This is a genomic window from Sporosarcina sp. HYO08 (assembly GCF_001563475.1).
GTDB lineage: Bacteria > Bacillota > Bacilli > Bacillales_A > Planococcaceae > Sporosarcina.
On the sequence record NZ_LPUT01000023.1, the window covers coordinates 338,053 to 354,223 of the forward strand.

Below are 16,171 nucleotides of genomic sequence, written 5' to 3' on the forward strand. Positions count from 1 at the left end.
TTGGAAAGAGGAATTATTCACCAATCTCCTCTTCAAGTTGCTGCAAAAATTCAATCATGTAATCATGCCGCTGCTGTGCAAGCCTTTTGCCAGCCTCTGTTACCATCAAATCCTTTAGAAGGAGAAGTTTCTCATAAAAATGTGTGACTGTCGCTGTTTTTTTCGTGCGATACGCTTGGGCAGACATTTGCTCACGTGCCGCCTCATTCTTATCATACAACTTTCGTCCCCTCGCTCCTCCGAAAGCAAATGCACGTGCAATGCCAATTGCACCGATCGCATCGAGTCGATCCGCATCCCTAACAATCGCCCCTTCGATCGAAGTAATCTCTTTCGAGTTGCCTCCATTGAACGATACGCTTTCAATACATGCGACCACTTTTTCAATGAGTTGCTCATTTGCACCGACATTGTGTAAAATGTCAGTGATCTTTGGCCCGTCTTCCGTTTGATATTTAATATCTTCAACATCGTGTAAAAGTACTGCAATTATTACAAGTTCCCGATCGGCCGATGGCTCATGTAATAGAATCTCTTCCGCATTTTTTAATACACGTTGGATGTGGTCAAAATCGTGACTCGCGTCATATGAATGATAAAGATCTTCAACAACATCTTTACATTTTTCAATTAATGTTTTCATAAGCTCCTCCTAGTACCATCATTTTTCCGAAGTTCATCGAGGGGATTTTCCACTCAATTCAAAATAGTGCCCCATATTGTTGACGCAAGTTGTCGATTCATGTATAGTTAGTGCAACCATGTAAACATTGGTTAGGACATTTGTGAAACGCCGAGGAGGAGTGTACATGTACCAGGGTACGGTGAAATGGTTTAGCAACGAAAAAGGCTACGGATTTATCGAAGCTGAAGATGGAGAAGATGTATTCGTCCATTTTACTGGTATTGTATCGGAAGGTTTTAAAACGCTTGATGAAGGTCAAACTGTTTCTTTTGAAATCATCGAAGGGAACCGAGGTCCTCAGGCAGCTAATGTCTTAAAAATGGAAGCCGATTCATAAATTTTTCGGAAATGATAAATAGGTAATTAATATAACCTTCAACCTGATTGAAAACGCTTGTCAAGGTAGGCAGGCTAAGTACGCGACGTCCTGTCGCGACGCTTGCATGACTCGCATCCTGCGAGCCCGCGCGAAGTCGAGCGAAGACGCGAATAGAACTAAAAGTTCATGAGCGGACGAGCTTTAACTGGAAGGCATCCTAAAGTGCGCCGCGTCCTGCGGCAACGGATGCATGACCTACATCCTGTAGGCCCCAACGACGGATGCGAGCGTTTCTCAACAGGCTGAATCCCGCTGAGAATTTTTTCAGCGGGATCTTATTTTGTAAATTTATTCATTTCTTCCCCTAGAAATTGAAGATGTTCACCGATCGTACACATGCTAATACAAAATTGATGCGCACCCGCTTTTCCTCTTTCTTTCCCCAACTGCGTTTTCACCAAACACTTTTCACAATACGTATCAAGAATTTCATGAATTTCCGTAATCACAATCGCTTTTTCCATACAAACCTCCTCAAGGTGACTTTATTCTAATACGGAACATCCTTCATCGCAAGCCCCATATGCTATACTGAAAGTAAACTTCCGTCAGTGGAGAGTCCCACTGTAAACAGATGAGGTGTAGATATGCTCGAATTATATGTTGACGGTGCGAGTGCCGGAAACCCCGGTAAAAGCGGCATTGGCATCTTTATAAAAGGCGAAGGCCATCATATCAAAATTTCCGAGCCCATTGAGCCAACGGACAATCATAGTGCTGAATTCCAAGCCTTAATTAAAGGTTTGAAAGAAGCAGCCCAATTGACGACCGGAATCGTCTCCGCACGATCTGATTCCCAAATTGTCGTCATGGCGGTTGAAAAAGAATTTGTAAAAAACGAAAAATATCAACCTTATTTACAACAAATCTTAGAACTCACTAAAACATTTGATTTCTTTTTTATCAAATGGATTCCAGACGAACAAAATCGGGCAGCGGATGCCCTCGCAAGGGAAGCGATCCGTAGACATTAACATGCGCCTAAACCCGAGGATTATAACCTTCAAAAAATAAGCACAGCCATTTGGCCATGCTTATTTTTTACGCTTTCATAAATGTTAGCGTCTCGCCTTCCGCATCGTATAACACCCATTCACGGTTACCAATTACCGCACCCACATTGACGAGTATATTAGACTTATTGAGCTCATAAGCTTTGCCAAATTCGACTTCTTGAAGAACGCCGTCCATCGTCCATGATGATCGATGACTATGTCCGTAAAAAGTAATGGGCGCTGAAGTTTCCGCTTGCATTAAATCCCACGGCTCTCCACCCCACTCCCATTGATGACCATGAATGATTTCCGCCCGCCCGACTTCGTAAGTTTCGGGCATGATTGCTAACTTTTCTCGAAGCTGTTCGTCTGTTTCAGTCAACAGTAAAATACGTTCTTCCTGGTTGCCCCTTACAGAAACGAACGTTAACAAGTCCACAAATCCATCAGGGAGGATCATCACATCTTTTAAATTAGTAAACTTGTGTGCTGTTACGTCTTTTTTACTAATTGTACACTCAAAAATGTCACCTGTACCGATCCGAATGGCCCCAGGCGCTTCGTTTGAAATTTGCCTTAGTACTTCTTCCAAATCCTCTTTAGATGAGTGTATATCTCCTAAAATTGCGTATTGCAAAATTCGCAGCCTCCACTACTATGTTTTGATGAATAAGTATTCCCTGTCTTTCAGTATGCCTTGTCTTACTAAACTTAGTCCTTATCCCCTTTCAACCATCATCTCCACAGTTGAAATCCAATCGCTATAACTTCCGACATATAAGCGAATATTATCATATCCATGTTCTGCCAGCATTGCATAGAGAGGGGCTGCCGTTACGCCGCTGCCGCAGTATACAGTGATCGGTTCGCCGGGATTTGCCACTTCGGACAATTTGGATGAAACATCAGCATTCAAACAAAACTTCCCTTGTTCTTTTAACTGTTCCCAATCTAAATTAAGTGCACCCGGAATTCTTCCTGCGATTGGATCAATCGGTTCTACTTTACCCATATATCGCTCTGCTGAACGCGCATCGAGAAGCTTGCCTTCCCGCTCTCCAAGCACAATGTCTTTCACCAATTGCCGATCCGCATAGATCGTTTCATCCCAAACAGGCGTCATATCCGTTTGAACAGGATTTGACATTTCCTTGCTTACCGCAATGCCTTCTTTCACTATTTCTTCAAAGCCTTCCAGCGCAATAAAGGCATTTTTGAAACCCGCATACTTTAATAACCACCAAGCACGGGCGGCAAAAGGACTGCCGCCATCATCGTACACAACGATCTTGTCCGCTAAGTTCAATCCACTTTTTTGAAATAGCGCTGTTAAGGCTGACTTGTCGGGCATTGGATGACGTCCCGAAGACTTTGTCATATCCGACAAGTCTTCTTCCAAATCCCAATGGACTGCACCCGCAATATGTTCTTCTGCAAATTTCCGCTTACCGGCAGCCGGATCTTGCAATGAGAAACGTGCATCGATCCATTTGATATCTTTAAGATTTACATCTTTTACGGAAATGAATACATTCGCCATTCAGACCAACTCCTTGTTCAAATCTTTAATGGATGTGTAGATTTCACGCCACTCTTCCAATTGCTCCGATCCTTGTAGCAATGTTCGTTCTGATGCAATTTGCTGCAGGCTTTCGCTTAGAAGATGTTGCCTTAATCCCTCCGCCTCTTGATCGATCCATTGATCCGTCCATTTTTCAAGCTTTTCTTTTTCAATCCCCAAATAAATGGAAGCCTCTTCCTTCAATAACTCTTCCAAACGATCTTTTAAAACATCGCGCTCTCCTTTTTCGAAAAACGCTTTTTGGTTTTTAAATACTTTATTCACACTGCTATATTTAGATGGATCTTTGTAAGGCGCTTCAAATGTTAATAAATCCACATCCTGTGGTTCATACGGCGAGAACGCAATCGAACCATCTTTGTCTTTTAAATAAGACATTTCATTTCGCTCACGTTCTTGTATTTGCTTTTTCATAAAGTTTAACATCCGTAAGTTCGTCACTTTTAATTCTTGCGTCAAATCAAAGCCAATCAGTTGCGTCGTTTCAGCAAGTGCCATTGTCAAAGCACGGTCTGCTGAATGGTTGACGAATACGGATGGATTATACGCTTCTTTAAAGAAATCACCGTATCGTAAGAAAACACGCTGTAAAATGTAATAAACAAGTTCACCTAACTCATGGTGTGCAGCTTTCATTAACACATTCGCAAACTTTGCCCCGAAGTGTTGCCGCAGTTCCCCTTCCCAACGGTCAAGCTCTTGGAGACGTTCCGCTTTTCGCGTGCGATTCGCTTCTGTTCTTATAATAAGTGCTGACAACCGTCCGATTGTTTTCATCGTTTCTTCTTCCAATGCTTGAACGGCCAAACCTTTCAAGTCCTTTTCTAAGAAATGATGAAATTCTTGTTCAAACGGCGCCATAAATGGATCTTGACGGTTTTCAAGCTTCGCTTCAAGCGCTTCTAAACTTGATATACCATGTACGCGCGGGTGTCGAATGCCAAACTTCTGCAACTCCTCCTTCACAAATGTTTGTACCGCTTCCGCCTCTTCTTCATTTGCGGCAAGGTCAATGGCATTAACGATAAAGAACATTTTATCCATTTCAAATGCGTCTTTCACACGACCTAGCTGAATTAAAAATTCACGGTCTGCTCTAGCAAATGCATGGTTGTAATATGTCACAAACAAAATCGCGTCCGCATTTCGGATATAGTCAAAAGCAACGTCTGTATGGCGGGCGTTAATGGAGTCTGCACCAGGCGTATCGACAAGGGTAATGCCTTTTTGCGTTAATGGACAATCATAATAAAAATCGATCGATTCCACAAAACAGCTTCGGTCTTCTTCCGCAACAAATTTCACAAACTCGTCTCTTTCAACGTTTAAAATTGTACCGAGCGCTTCTTTGTAAACCGGATAGCCTTTTTGGAATGCATCAATAAATGATTTGTGGATGTGTAGACTTTCATCGTCTAATTCTAATTGCACCGCTTCCTGCGCTTTATCAAACGCAACTTCGAGCGTTGACACCGGCATCCCCAGTGCATCGAATGAACGTATCACATCTTCGGTCATCGTTTCTTTTGATTTTAAATGAACATCCGCTGTATTATTTCGTTTCGTTTTAGTAATTGGACGAATCCGGTTAATGGCAGCCGTCGTTGGATTTGGGGAGACTGGCAATACCTTTTCTCCGATCAATGCATTGGAAAATGATGATTTCCCTGCACTAAATGCACCGAATAAGGCGACCGTAAATTCCTGACCTTCCAATCGATTCGATTTTCTTTGTAAATAATTCGCGGATTCTAAAAATCCTGGAATTTTCTCAACCGCTTTTGCCACACGGGTCGCATCAGCAATCACAGCATCGGCATCAGAAAACGATGTTTCCGCCACGTATTCAACTTGCTGATCATTGATTGTCTTATCTTCTTCTAAAGGGGTGCTGTTCACTTCTTCTGCATAGTCCGCCGCACGTATAGTTGTCCGTGCCGTCCACTGCTTTAATAGTAGCGCACTCCCCGCTTTGATTTCGGAAGTCGGATGCATGATTTCCCGGTCAAGCACTTCTAATTGGTCTTCAATTACATTCACTTGTTCAATTGCAGATAACTTTTCATCCAAGCGATGAATTTTTTGCTCAAGTTCACCCGTCTGTTCATTGCCGGCAGTTGACGCGACGGTTGACATCTCATGCTTCCAGTCATCCGTTAACCGTTTAAAACCCGTTTGAATGACGGTCTTCATCCGCTCCGCATAATTAAGGACCGTATCACCCGTAATGACGTCCGAGACGTTAAATTCTTTTTCAAGATCGGCGAATGGTACAGAAAGGTCAAGCGCATCAATCGCCAAAGAACGTTCATCGGTTAGGATGCCCGCCTCTCTTAATGATTGCTTCATCAGTACTTTTAGATGCACTTCGATTTGTGTATGAATGAGCTTGTCCAGGTTTTCGGCAAGCGCTTCTTTCCGTCTCGCTTTTTCCTCTTCGGTCTTTTTCCCGCTGAATAGAAATCCAACTTTAAAGCGTGAAGACAATGATTCTAAATAGTCTTTTAGCAATTCTCTCGTTTCATAGGGCGTAATCGCTGCGTTTTGTAAAAGATGACTGCGGTTTTCTTCAAATGCAGTTGCAAAGGCATCGCTTGATAAAAGCGTAAGTTTCTTCTTTAATTCTGAAGCTTCCGCTTGCAGTTCTTCCCTTTCTGACCACTCTTCTTCCGAAACGATTTCAGCAAATGTATTTTTGCGCTCTTCCATTTCATCTGTTAAAAATTGTATATGCTCATCTTTTAACTTTGCAAATGTTCCATCTATGTTTTCCAAAAATCGCTCTTGCCAGTTGTCCATTGAATGTTGAACGATCGCTTTCACTTTGTTGAAATCATTATGCGGATGTTCTAACTCTTTTAATGATGTGTAAAAAATCCCTTTCGGCTCCACGCCCCAAAGTGCAAAAGAATTTTCCACCGATTGTTTAAACGCTTCAAAAGGCAATTCGCTTTCCCGATGCTTGTCGATTTGGTTGATAATTAAATAAACGCTCTCATTGTACCGCATTAATTCCTTCGTAAAACGAAAGTTAAGTTCGGACTGCACATGGTTATAGTCCATCGTGTAGAATACCAAGTCCGCTAAGTGAAGTGCGGATTCCGTTGACAACCGGTGTGCATCATCTGTGGAGTCAACGCCGGGCGTGTCCATTACCGTAATCCCTTCAGGCAAGTTGGATGCCGTATGGCCGATTTCCACAAGCGACACGGCAGCACCGTCTTTACTAAAAGACTTAATGGCCCCCGGAAATCCATGACCATCGTATTTAACAGCCGTTCCATCCGTTCGATGGATGATGGCATAATCATGATCATCTTTTTTAACTTTAACGATGTTCGCACTCGTTGGAATCGGGCTGGAAGGCAATAAATCCTCCCCCGTCAGCGCGTTGATCATCGACGATTTCCCAGCAGAAAAGTGCCCCGCGAAGCCGATCATATATTCCTGATCAATGAGCTTTTTCGCAAATAAATTTGTTTTCCGTATACGCTCTTCATCGTCATGCATCGCAAAAACTTTTCCATAAGTTGCTGCTAACTGTAAACGTTCGTCTATTTCAGACATACCTTTCGATCCCTTCATACAATGCTTTTCTTATCATACCATTTTTTATAGGGTGGAATGATGTGAATTTTTAGGGAATAGAAAAACGAATGACTGTCACCGCTCTCCTTGTTTCATAGCCTGTACGATACACTAGTACAAACTTTGAAAAAGTGGTGTGGTGACAGTCACTTGTGAATTCATACAATGAGGTGAAGAACAAATGAAAAAATACGTTATTTTTATAATTACATCTTTTCTTGTAATTGCCCTTATTAAAGCAAAAGCAACCATTCCAGAACATATTGTGGTTGCAACAGCAGATAAAGACCATATCACTATTTATGCCAAGAAAACGGATAGTCACTATCAAGATTTTAAAATTGATTTGAATGGAAGAGTTTATTCAAGACCCTATTGGATGAACGTTACGAACCGTGCCTACGCCCCGCAAGTATATTACGAAGACATTAATAAAGATGAAAGGAAAGAATTAATCATCATATTGACAAAGGGTTACGGTACTGGTGTTTTAGACCAAGAGGTTCATGTTTTTCATATAGATCATAATCGGTTCGAAGAAGTGCTTGTTGACCAACCGATGGCAATCGTGAATAAAAATATCAAATCAAGCCTAACTCGAAGCAAGGCCAAAATAATAATCGGTAAGAAAAATTATGTCATTAACGTTAAAGAGTTGAAACTTCTTCCTGAAACAATATTTAATGAAATTTACTTTGGCAGTATCATTAAAATATGAAGTGAAAAATAATCATCTTATCGCTAGATTACATCCCCAGTTTTCTCCAGGAGCTTTTGTTGGTAACATTATTATTACTTATGAATATCGTGATAAAATGTATCAAGCAAAATCAATTAAATTTCAATTGGTGGATTTATAAATTGTTGTCTCACGAGTGACAGTCACTCGTAAACCCATTTTGAAGGTGTTCAATCAAGGTTCACTCAATTAAAAGTGTTTTCAACTAACATGATTAATCTATCCGTTTGTTCTGGTGAAACAGTATAAATGGTGTTGGCATCTTTCGTTTTCATAAATGTGCTTCTTTGTCCTTTTTCCCCTATCCATAAATAAAACCTTAACTGTTCATTGTTATCATAAATGACATCCATATAAAATTCAGGATCAGTCATATTAACTATGCCGTCTTCCTTTATTACGCTTGAAAAGATGTCTTGAAAGGCATTTAAAGTTTGCTGATCATCAAAATTAACTTTATTGAAACCATTCAGACTCGAAAAACTAATGCCAATAAAATTATTGTTTATTGAAAGTTGATTACTGTTTTCCGGTTCAGGCGATGAATTAACAGTTTTTTCGGTAGAGATGTTTTCTTTTGGCTGACAACCGAAAAGTAGCAAAGATACAAATGCTAGGGATAATGCCCTGAAGATGGCTTTTTTCAAATCCTATTACCTCCCAACAAAAAACTGTTAAAGTTCATTTTGGTTTTCCTTGCTTCGCGGCTTGTACGATGCCCTAGTGCAGAGCCTTATTGAAGTAATGTGATAACAGTCACTCATAAATCAAATACAAATGGGGTATATTTCCCTATATTTCTTTCGCTTCAAACAGGACTTGTTTATATAGACTTTTTGAAAGAAATATTCCATTAGCAATCAATTCATCCAAAAGGGGTTGTATCCTTTCTACCTTTCCTTTTTTCTTGGCGAGTAGTAGAATACCAACAGTCCCGATCGGTCGAAGTAAAAAGGTTTTGGCGAAAGATCTTGCAGCTTGTTCATCCAGGAGAACATTTTGCAGGCCAAGTTCCTTAGCACCCACAATTGTCTCCAATTCTCCCTCATGCAATTTCCCATACAAGGTGTCAACGAGCTGTTTGTTTTTTATCTGCACTAGACTGAAGCTGCCCTCCTCGATCAAGCCCTTTAACTCTTCTTTGCCATATTTCCGATTCGATCTTCCGTTTACAATTTCATTATATACAGCTTCCGGTACATAAACTTCGTCAAACAGTTCGTTCAATAAAGAAAGCTTTCCTATCATTGACAAACCAATTACCGGTGTCGAGTTTGTGATGATTTTTCTCATATCATCTCATCATCGGAAGATAAAATCTCCTGAATGGCTCGGTGATCGTCTTCCAGATGTTCTTGAGTGTACTCCAACCAAGGAATATTCTTGGATTGCAAAAGGTCAATAAAGTCTACAAGGGAACTATCGGCTAACTCCGCAGCCCTTGCCAAAGTAACCTGTTTCTCAATAAACATTCCAATTGCCAAAGATTGTTTTACCTTTGCATCAATACTCTCACCCGAGGCATGATTGATAAACGGTAAAAAAGATTTTGGCAAGTTTACCTGAAAATATTCCATAGCCATCTTCGCCACCCCTTCTTCCTTTTTCTCCATAATCGTATCTTGCTTTCTTATTATTTTACCATCGCTGTTCACAAATATGAAATTTCGGAAATAACTAATCATACAATTACTCACGCGTTATAATACTAAGATATGCATATGATTAGATCGCTTCACAATATAAAAAATTACTTTTTAATTTGTTGAGGTTGCTCCAAAAGGGGTCATATTGATATAAATGGAGGGGCTACGCTGAAAAATCATTCGTTTAGGTATCTTGTGATCGGACAAAGCCTAGCCAATGCGGGGGATGTGTTTTATATCGTTGCGCTCATATCGATCGTTTACGATATGACAGGATCCACATTTTTTGTGTCCCTAGTGCCTTTAATCCATACATTTTCAACTTTTCTCAGCGGTTTGATCGCACCTTTGATCATTGATAAATATAAATTGAAAAATATTCTTCTGTACTCACAGTTTTCTAAAATGATCCTTCTTTTCCTATTGGCAATATATTCCTTAACTTTTGTATCCCTCTACTCAATCGCTATTCTTTTTATATTAGTTGGTTGTATATCTTTTCTAGATGGATGGGCATCTCCTGCCAGAAATTCTATGATCCCTAGATTAGTGCCTACTGATAACTTGATTAAAGCGAACAGCCTCGTTTCGCTATCCGACCAATCGATTCGTTTAGCCGGATGGTCTTTAGGAGGGATTCTTCTTGCCTTGCTTCATCCCAACGGATTGTTTTGGATTACGTTTAGTTTGTTTATTTTATCAACTGGGTTAATGAGTCTGCTTGTTGATCCCAAACAAAAGGACACAGTGCCTCGAGAAAAAACTTCTATTAAGCAGGCATTGTTTGAAGGTTGGCAAATTATTTTTAAAAATCGGGCCTTGCGTACGATTCATTTACTTATTATTTTCGAAGCGATCGCAAACACAGTTTGGCTATCTGCGATTTTATATGTTTTTATTCAAGAGCGGCTAAAGGTCGGAGTGCAGTGGTGGGGATATATCAACACTTCACTTTTTGTCGGAATTCTGCTTGCCGGCATAATTGGCTACAAGTCCGCATTTTTGAAAGAACGCCTCGTTCCGACTGTCATTGTTAGCAGTTTTTTCGTCTTTTTAACGACTTTATTTTTCGGATTCAATGTATTCCCGTGGCTCGCGCTATTGTTAATCGGTTTCAACGGACTATTCGATCAGCTAAAAGGCATTTTTTTACAAAGTATTGTGCAGTCGTCTCTGGATGATCATTTGCTGCCAAAAGTTTACACTGCCCAAAGCGCCTTAATCACCATTTGCTTCGGACTTTCAACAGCTTTGGTTGGTATCGTTTCCGATTTGTTTAATGTCGTGTACACTTTTATAGGCGCGTCTGTTTTCTTAATCATTTCGTTTGTGATCGTTATTAATATGAAAGATACTTTACAAATGAAACACGAGTGACTGTCACCGATGTCCTTTTTTCATAGTTTGTACGATGCCCTAGTACAAAAATTAAGAGAAGTGTTATGGTGATCGTCACTCGTGGACTTTCAATTACAATTTTTTCAAAATCTCCCGAATAAACGCCGGTTCGTCTTTCGGCGTTCGGGAAGTAATAAGGTTTCCGTCTACAACGACTTCTTCATCAAAATACTCCGCACCTGCATTTTTGACATCATCGCGAATGCCGATATAGCATGTTGACTTCTTCCCTTTTAGAATGTCAGCGCTAATCATCACTTGAGGCCCGTGGCAAATACCCGCGATCACTTTTTCCTGTGCATGTGCTTCCTTCACAAATTCGACGACTTGCGGATTCACTCGAAGTGCTTCCGGCGCAGATCCTCCTGGAATAATAACTGCAGCAAATTCAGAAGCATCCACTTCATCGATTGAAACATCAGCTGTATACGATGCGCCTTTTTTCCCTTTTAGTTCGACTCCCTTTTCAAGTCCTACAATTACCGCCTCGTGACCGGCTTCTTTCACCGCTTCATACGGGTTCACCATTTCAGAGTCTTCATAGTTGTTGGCTAATAAAAAACAAACTTTTGCCAATACATTCCACTCCCTTATATTTTCATTCGGCTATTATTCTAGGTCACTTTCGGAATCCGTTCAAACAATAGGATTTACTTTCCATACAAATCCTTTAGCGCAGTGTGCAGCGTCGGGAAATGAAATTTAAATCCGCTTTCCAGTAGCACCCCAGGAACAACATGCTGTCCTTCCAATACTAGCGCACTTTTCTGACCGAGCGCCAGCTTCATCGCAAATGACGGAACAGGCATCCAATGCGGACGATGTAAGACCGCACCAATTGTTTTGCCAAATTCTTTCATTTGTAGTGCTATCGGTGCAGTCACATTGACTGGGCCGCGTATGTTGTCATTTTCAATGACGAATGAAATCGCCTGGATCACATCTTCCACATGTATCCAAGAGACCCACTGATCCCCTTCTCCGACAGTACCCCCGGCAAACAATTTGTACGGCAACACCATAAGTGGCAGTGCACCACCTTCCTTACCAAGCACAACTCCGAATCTCATCAATACAGTACGCGTCCCATATGTTTCTACTTGCTTCGCTTTATTTTCCCAGTCAAAAACCGTCTTACCGAGAAAATCATTTGCGACTTCAGTTGATGTTTCTGTGTAAACGGCTTGTTTCGAAGCTGGATAAATGCCAATTGCACTTGCATTGACAAAGACGGAAGGCTTATGAGGCAGTGCGTCAATGATTCGTAATAACTCGTCCGTCGCGGTCATCCGACTGTTATAAATTTGTTGCTGATGCTTTGCATCCCATCGTCCGTCATTAATTGAAACACCGGCTAAATTAATGAATACGTCAACATTTGTTAGTTCTTTTTCAGGAGAAGCCCCTTCGCAAAGCCATTGAACATACGTGATATTTCTTGATGATTGTTTGGCAAATCTTGTTAAGATCATAATGGTATGCCCCTCATTTACAAGGAACTTTGTCAATTTCTGTCCAATAAAACCCGAGCCACCCGCAATGACAATATTCACTCCATCACCCCGTTCGACTATTTTTGAAATAGCGCAGAAAAGCATTCACTTTGATTTTTATAGACATTTTTGCAACTACTAAGTCAATTATAGTCAATCAATAGTAAAAATGTTGAATTGCTAATTTTCTCCTTTTAAAATTTGAAGAACCCTGTCCAAAAACTAGGACAGGGTTCTCGGTGAGTCGCTTATAGTTGTGTTTGCCACCATTTATTGTGCGCGAGACACATTCGCCTTTCTTTCCCGAAAATCCACATTCGGATAATAAGCATCTTTCACTAACAAATTCGGGCCCAAGCATTTCACTGCTGGACAATGGCAGCCGATCGTCTGTGCGAGCGGCTGCTCTAGCCAACGATCCAACATGACCGGCAATGCCTCTGTCTGAATATTACCCATCGGCGGCGTATCACCGAAGTCCGTCACGATCACATCGCCCGTGAAAATATTAACGTTGAGTCGTGATCTGCCGTCCGGATCGTTGCGGACAGACACGTTGCGGCTATTGTACAATCGTTCCAACAACGCCAACTCTTCCTCATGATCGCTGCACGGATAGAACGGCAGCGTACCAAATAGCATCCATACATCTTCATTGCGAATGTCCAGCAAATGATGGATCGCTTTCCTCGTTTCTTTTAAAGAGAGCACTTCTAGATTTGAAGCAAAATTTACAGGATACATCGGATGGATTTCATGCCTTGCGCATTTCATTTCCTCTACCACTTGACGATGAATATGCTCAAGATGCGGCAACGTCCGTTTATTCAACATCGTTTCCGCCGAAACCATTACACCCGCCTCAGAGAGCGCCCGACTGTTTTCAATCATCCGCTCGAACTGTGCGGCACGGCGCTCACGAGGAGGTTTGCGTTCCATGTTCGCAAACCCGCCATCGACGAAATCATCGATCGTCCCCCAGTTATGGGAAATATGTAACACGTCCAAATATGGAGCGATCATCATATAACGGTCCAATGGCATGGTCAAATTGGAGTTCAATTGCGAACGAATCCCGCGTTCATGTGTATATTTCAATAAAGGCAGCACATATTGTTCCACGGACTTCTTGGAAAACATCGGTTCCCCACCTGTAATACTGAATGACCGTAAATGCGGAATTTCATCGAGGCGGGATATGAGCAAGTCGAGTGGAAGCGCATCCGGGTCTTTATGTTGCAACATATCTCCGACCGCACAATGTTCACAACGCATATTGCATAAATACGTTGTTGTAAACTCGATGCTCGACAACGTGTATTTCCCATGTGCTTCGATATCCAAATAAGCTTCCCACGGATCATAGGTCGGCGTTATTTGTTTCAGTGATTCTACCTTTTTTGTCATTGTTTACGAACTCCCTCTAATTTACCTTTTACCAATTTTTTCTTTATTACTTTAACACATTCTAACAATCTATAAACACTTTATAGCGGGTTCGCTGCTTGATGATATGCATTTTTTGGGGCGATTAGTAGGTCAGTAGTAAATATAGCACTAAAGAAGTAGGTGTCAACAAAAAGGAAGTCTCCGTAGCATTTATTTTGTAGCTTAAATAGATTGGCCTTGCCCTAAATGTAGGACAGGGCCAATCTATTTTTGATGAGTTAGTTATTCTGAGCGATTTGAATAAGATTCCCGCATGTATCATCGAAAATCGCGATGGTCACTTTCCCCGCATCTGTCGGCTCCATTGTAAATTTCACACCGAGTGCCGATAAACGTTCGTACTCTTTGCGAATATCTGAAACACCAAACATCGTTGCTGGAATGCCATCCGCATAAATTTTCTTTTGATAATCCTTAGCGGCTGGATGATTATTCGGTTCAAGCAAAAGCTCGGTACCTTCTTGATCGTTGGGGGAAACGAGCGTAATCCATCTAAATTCTCCCGCGGGAACGTCATGCTTTTTAACAAATCCTAGCTTTTCGGTATAAAATGCCAATGCTTTGTCTTGATCTTCTACAAATAAACTGGTGACAATAATTTTCATACTGTTTCGTCTCCTTCGACATATTTAGCAAAAATTGGCCGATCATCAATTCAATGCATATAGCTTCGAATATTTTTCCTTTAAATAATCCGACAAATACTTCGCATTTAACCCTTCACCCGTCGTGTCTTGAATAATTTCTAGCGGCTGTTTCATTTTGCCGTATTGGTGGACATGCTGTGTGAGCCAGTTCAAGATTGGCTTGAAGTCCCCTTTTTCACATAGATCATCGAAGCTTGGCAAGTCTTTGAGCATCGCGTTCTTCAACTGCGCTGCATACATATAGCCGAGCGCGTAGGACGGGAAGTAGCCGAACATACCGCCCGACCAGTGAACGTCTTGAAGCACACCTTCAGCATCATTAGATGGACGAATGCCTAAATACTCCTCGTATTTATCATTCCAAATTTGCGGCAAATCTTTTACTTGCTGGTCACCGTTGAATAGCCCTTTTTCGATTTCATAACGGATCATGACGTGAAGCGAATACGTTAATTCATCGGCTTCGATTCGAATGAGCGACGGCTTCGATACGTTGATCGCGCGAAGATAGTCTTCTAGCGCAACGTCATCAAACTGCCCCGGTGAATGTTCTTTCAACAGGTCGTAATTATGCGTCCAGAATTTTTCATTATGTCCAACGAAGTGCTCATAAAACAAAGATTGTGATTCATGAATACCCATAGAAGTGCCATCCGCAATCGGAAGTCCTTCTAGTTTCGAATCAATATTTTGCTCATACAATGCATGGCCGCATTCATGAATCGTGCCGAAAATCGCCGTGCGGAAATCATTTTCATCATAGCGCGTTGTAATCCGCACATCCCCTAAATTAATCCCCATCGCAAATGGATGCACCGTCTCATCTAGACGCCCCGCTTCAAAATCATAGCCGAGTTGTTTTAAAATCGCATGACTAAACGCTTCTTGGCGCTCTTTTGGAAAATGTTTAGATAAAAATGATGTGTCCGGTTGCTCGCCCGCTTCACCGATTTTTTTGACGAGCGGAACAATTGTCTCTTTCAATTGCCCAAACACTTCGTCAATAATCGCTGTTGTAACGCCAGGCTCGTACTGGTCAAGCAGCGTATTGTATGGATTGCCGTCTTTTTCGCCCCAATAGCCGATAAACTTTTTCGTCATTGCCACAAGCTTCTCAAGATAGGGCTGGAACATCGCAAAGTCTGATTGATCTTTCGCTTCTTCCCAAATCGCTTCTGATTGCGAAGTCAAAACAACATATTCACGGTACTCCTCCGCAGGAATTTTCTTGCTGCGGTCGAATTCTTTTTGCACTTCTTCAACTGTTTTCGCCAACACTGGGTCAAGTGAATCTTTTCGGCCGCCAAGCTCTTCAAGATAACCAGCCATTTCATCCGAAACACTCATCATAAATCGTTCGGTTGAAAGCGCGCCGATTGCCTCAGAACGAGCCGGAATTCCTTTTTTAGGCGCGCCCGTCCGCATATCCCAATACATGATTGAAATCGCTTCAGAATAAGCGCTCATTTTTTTCAATAAAGCTAAAAATTTCTCCTCAGTGGACAAAACAATTCCCCCTTTTATATACAGTTGTATCGTACCATATCATTCACAAGATATGGAAAAGGAG

At 41.4% G+C, this 16,171-nt stretch carries 17 protein-coding genes; 4 read left to right on the forward strand and 13 right to left on the reverse strand.

The window, feature by feature from the left end:
* Positions 1-13: 13 nt before the first annotated feature.
* Complete coding sequence (locus AU377_RS08655) at positions 14-643, reverse strand: HD domain-containing protein (RefSeq protein ID WP_067406970.1); 630 nt, start codon at positions 641-643, stop codon at positions 14-16.
* Positions 644-809: 166 nt separating this feature from the next.
* Between AU377_RS08655 and AU377_RS08660 the strand changes: the two genes are divergently transcribed.
* Positions 810-1,022 (forward strand): cold-shock protein, encoded by a 213-nt coding sequence (locus tag AU377_RS08660; RefSeq protein ID WP_067406973.1) that lies wholly within the window; start codon positions 810-812, stop codon positions 1,020-1,022.
* A gap of 317 nt (positions 1,023-1,339) precedes the next feature.
* Here the strand turns inward: AU377_RS08660 and AU377_RS08665 are convergent, their stop codons facing one another.
* The gene (locus AU377_RS08665; RefSeq protein WP_067406975.1) at positions 1,340-1,528 is read right to left on the reverse strand and encodes a zinc-finger domain-containing protein; all 189 of its coding nucleotides are present in this window, start codon (positions 1,526-1,528) and stop codon (positions 1,340-1,342) included.
* Between the two features lie 123 nt (positions 1,529-1,651).
* On the opposite strand from AU377_RS08665, the gene AU377_RS08670 reads away from it, so the two are divergent.
* A complete protein-coding gene (locus AU377_RS08670) occupies positions 1,652-2,038 on the forward strand; it encodes a ribonuclease HI family protein (RefSeq protein ID WP_067406978.1) in 387 nt (128 codons plus the stop codon).
* Between the two features lie 67 nt (positions 2,039-2,105).
* On the opposite strand, the gene AU377_RS08675 is transcribed toward AU377_RS08670, so the two are convergent.
* The 3 genes from AU377_RS08675 to AU377_RS08685 all read right to left on the reverse strand — a co-directional run bounded on the left by AU377_RS08675 (position 2,106) and on the right by AU377_RS08685 (position 7,208).
* Positions 2,106-2,696, reverse strand: a complete 591-nt coding sequence (locus AU377_RS08675; protein ID WP_067406980.1) for a metallophosphoesterase — start codon at positions 2,694-2,696, stop codon at positions 2,106-2,108.
* A gap of 81 nt (positions 2,697-2,777) precedes the next feature.
* Positions 2,778-3,599 (reverse strand): sulfurtransferase, encoded by an 822-nt coding sequence (locus AU377_RS08680; RefSeq protein WP_067406983.1) that lies wholly within the window; start codon positions 3,597-3,599, stop codon positions 2,778-2,780.
* The gene (locus AU377_RS08685) at positions 3,600-7,208 is read right to left on the reverse strand and encodes a dynamin family protein (RefSeq protein WP_067406990.1); all 3,609 of its coding nucleotides are present in this window, start codon (positions 7,206-7,208) and stop codon (positions 3,600-3,602) included. It lies immediately after the preceding gene.
* A gap of 202 nt (positions 7,209-7,410) precedes the next feature.
* Here AU377_RS08685 and AU377_RS08690 point away from each other — a divergent pair, with 202 nt between their 5' ends.
* Entirely contained in the window at positions 7,411-7,947 is a 537-nt protein-coding gene (locus tag AU377_RS08690; RefSeq protein WP_253724439.1) for a hypothetical protein, read from the forward strand.
* Positions 7,948-8,153: 206 nt separating this feature from the next.
* Here the strand turns inward: AU377_RS08690 and AU377_RS08695 are convergent, their stop codons facing one another.
* The 3 genes from AU377_RS08695 to AU377_RS08705 all read right to left on the reverse strand — a co-directional run bounded on the left by AU377_RS08695 (position 8,154) and on the right by AU377_RS08705 (position 9,581).
* On the reverse strand, positions 8,154-8,615 hold the full coding sequence (locus AU377_RS08695) for a hypothetical protein (protein WP_067406993.1): 462 nt from the start codon (positions 8,613-8,615) through the stop codon (positions 8,154-8,156).
* Positions 8,616-8,760: 145 nt separating this feature from the next.
* Entirely contained in the window at positions 8,761-9,261 is a 501-nt protein-coding gene (locus tag AU377_RS08700; RefSeq protein WP_067406996.1) for a DUF3368 domain-containing protein, read from the reverse strand.
* The gene (locus tag AU377_RS08705) at positions 9,258-9,581 is read right to left on the reverse strand and encodes a UPF0175 family protein (protein WP_253724441.1); all 324 of its coding nucleotides are present in this window, start codon (positions 9,579-9,581) and stop codon (positions 9,258-9,260) included. The genes AU377_RS08700 and AU377_RS08705 overlap by 4 nt, the downstream gene beginning before the upstream one ends.
* Positions 9,582-9,782: 201 nt before the next feature.
* Between AU377_RS08705 and AU377_RS08710 the strand changes: the two genes are divergently transcribed.
* Complete coding sequence (locus AU377_RS08710; RefSeq protein ID WP_067406999.1) at positions 9,783-10,991, forward strand: MFS transporter; 1,209 nt, start codon at positions 9,783-9,785, stop codon at positions 10,989-10,991.
* 93 nt (positions 10,992-11,084) lie between these two features.
* On the opposite strand, the gene AU377_RS08715 is transcribed toward AU377_RS08710, so the two are convergent.
* From AU377_RS08715 to AU377_RS08735, 5 genes are all read right to left on the reverse strand, one after another.
* A complete protein-coding gene (locus AU377_RS08715; RefSeq protein WP_067407002.1) occupies positions 11,085-11,588 on the reverse strand; it encodes a type 1 glutamine amidotransferase domain-containing protein in 504 nt (167 codons plus the stop codon).
* A gap of 74 nt (positions 11,589-11,662) precedes the next feature.
* On the reverse strand, positions 11,663-12,565 hold the full coding sequence (locus tag AU377_RS08720; protein WP_067407005.1) for a TIGR01777 family oxidoreductase: 903 nt from the start codon (positions 12,563-12,565) through the stop codon (positions 11,663-11,665).
* Between the two features lie 210 nt (positions 12,566-12,775).
* Positions 12,776-13,912 (reverse strand): radical SAM/CxCxxxxC motif protein YfkAB, encoded by a 1,137-nt coding sequence (gene yfkAB / locus AU377_RS08725; protein WP_067407008.1) that lies wholly within the window; start codon positions 13,910-13,912, stop codon positions 12,776-12,778.
* 260 nt (positions 13,913-14,172) lie between these two features.
* Complete coding sequence (locus tag AU377_RS08730; protein ID WP_067407011.1) at positions 14,173-14,559, reverse strand: VOC family protein; 387 nt, start codon at positions 14,557-14,559, stop codon at positions 14,173-14,175.
* Positions 14,560-14,604: 45 nt separating this feature from the next.
* Complete coding sequence (locus AU377_RS08735) at positions 14,605-16,107, reverse strand: carboxypeptidase M32 (protein ID WP_082731980.1); 1,503 nt, start codon at positions 16,105-16,107, stop codon at positions 14,605-14,607.
* Between the last annotated feature and the right edge of the window lie 64 nt (positions 16,108-16,171).

Bases quoted from the DNA above. Each gene is read 5' to 3' on its own strand.
- AU377_RS08655 (WP_067406970.1), bottom strand. From the start codon at position 643: ATGAAAACATTAATTGAAAAATGTAAAGATGTTGTTGAAGATCTTTAT.
- AU377_RS08660 (WP_067406973.1), top strand. From the start codon at position 810: ATGTACCAGGGTACGGTGAAATGGTTTAGCAACGAAAAAGGCTACGGA.
- AU377_RS08665 (WP_067406975.1), bottom strand. From the start codon at position 1,528: ATGGAAAAAGCGATTGTGATTACGGAAATTCATGAAATTCTTGATACG.
- AU377_RS08670 (WP_067406978.1), top strand. From the start codon at position 1,652: ATGCTCGAATTATATGTTGACGGTGCGAGTGCCGGAAACCCCGGTAAA.
- AU377_RS08680 (WP_067406983.1), bottom strand. From the start codon at position 3,599: ATGGCGAATGTATTCATTTCCGTAAAAGATGTAAATCTTAAAGATATC.
- AU377_RS08685 (WP_067406990.1), bottom strand. From the start codon at position 7,208: ATGTCTGAAATAGACGAACGTTTACAGTTAGCAGCAACTTATGGAAAA.
- AU377_RS08690 (WP_253724439.1), top strand. From the start codon at position 7,411: ATGAAAAAATACGTTATTTTTATAATTACATCTTTTCTTGTAATTGCC.
- AU377_RS08700 (WP_067406996.1), bottom strand. From the start codon at position 9,261: ATGAGAAAAATCATCACAAACTCGACACCGGTAATTGGTTTGTCAATG.
- AU377_RS08705 (WP_253724441.1), bottom strand. From the start codon at position 9,581: ATGGAGAAAAAGGAAGAAGGGGTGGCGAAGATGGCTATGGAATATTTT.
- yfkAB (WP_067407008.1), bottom strand. From the start codon at position 13,912: ATGACAAAAAAGGTAGAATCACTGAAACAAATAACGCCGACCTATGAT.
- AU377_RS08730 (WP_067407011.1), bottom strand. From the start codon at position 14,559: ATGAAAATTATTGTCACCAGTTTATTTGTAGAAGATCAAGACAAAGCA.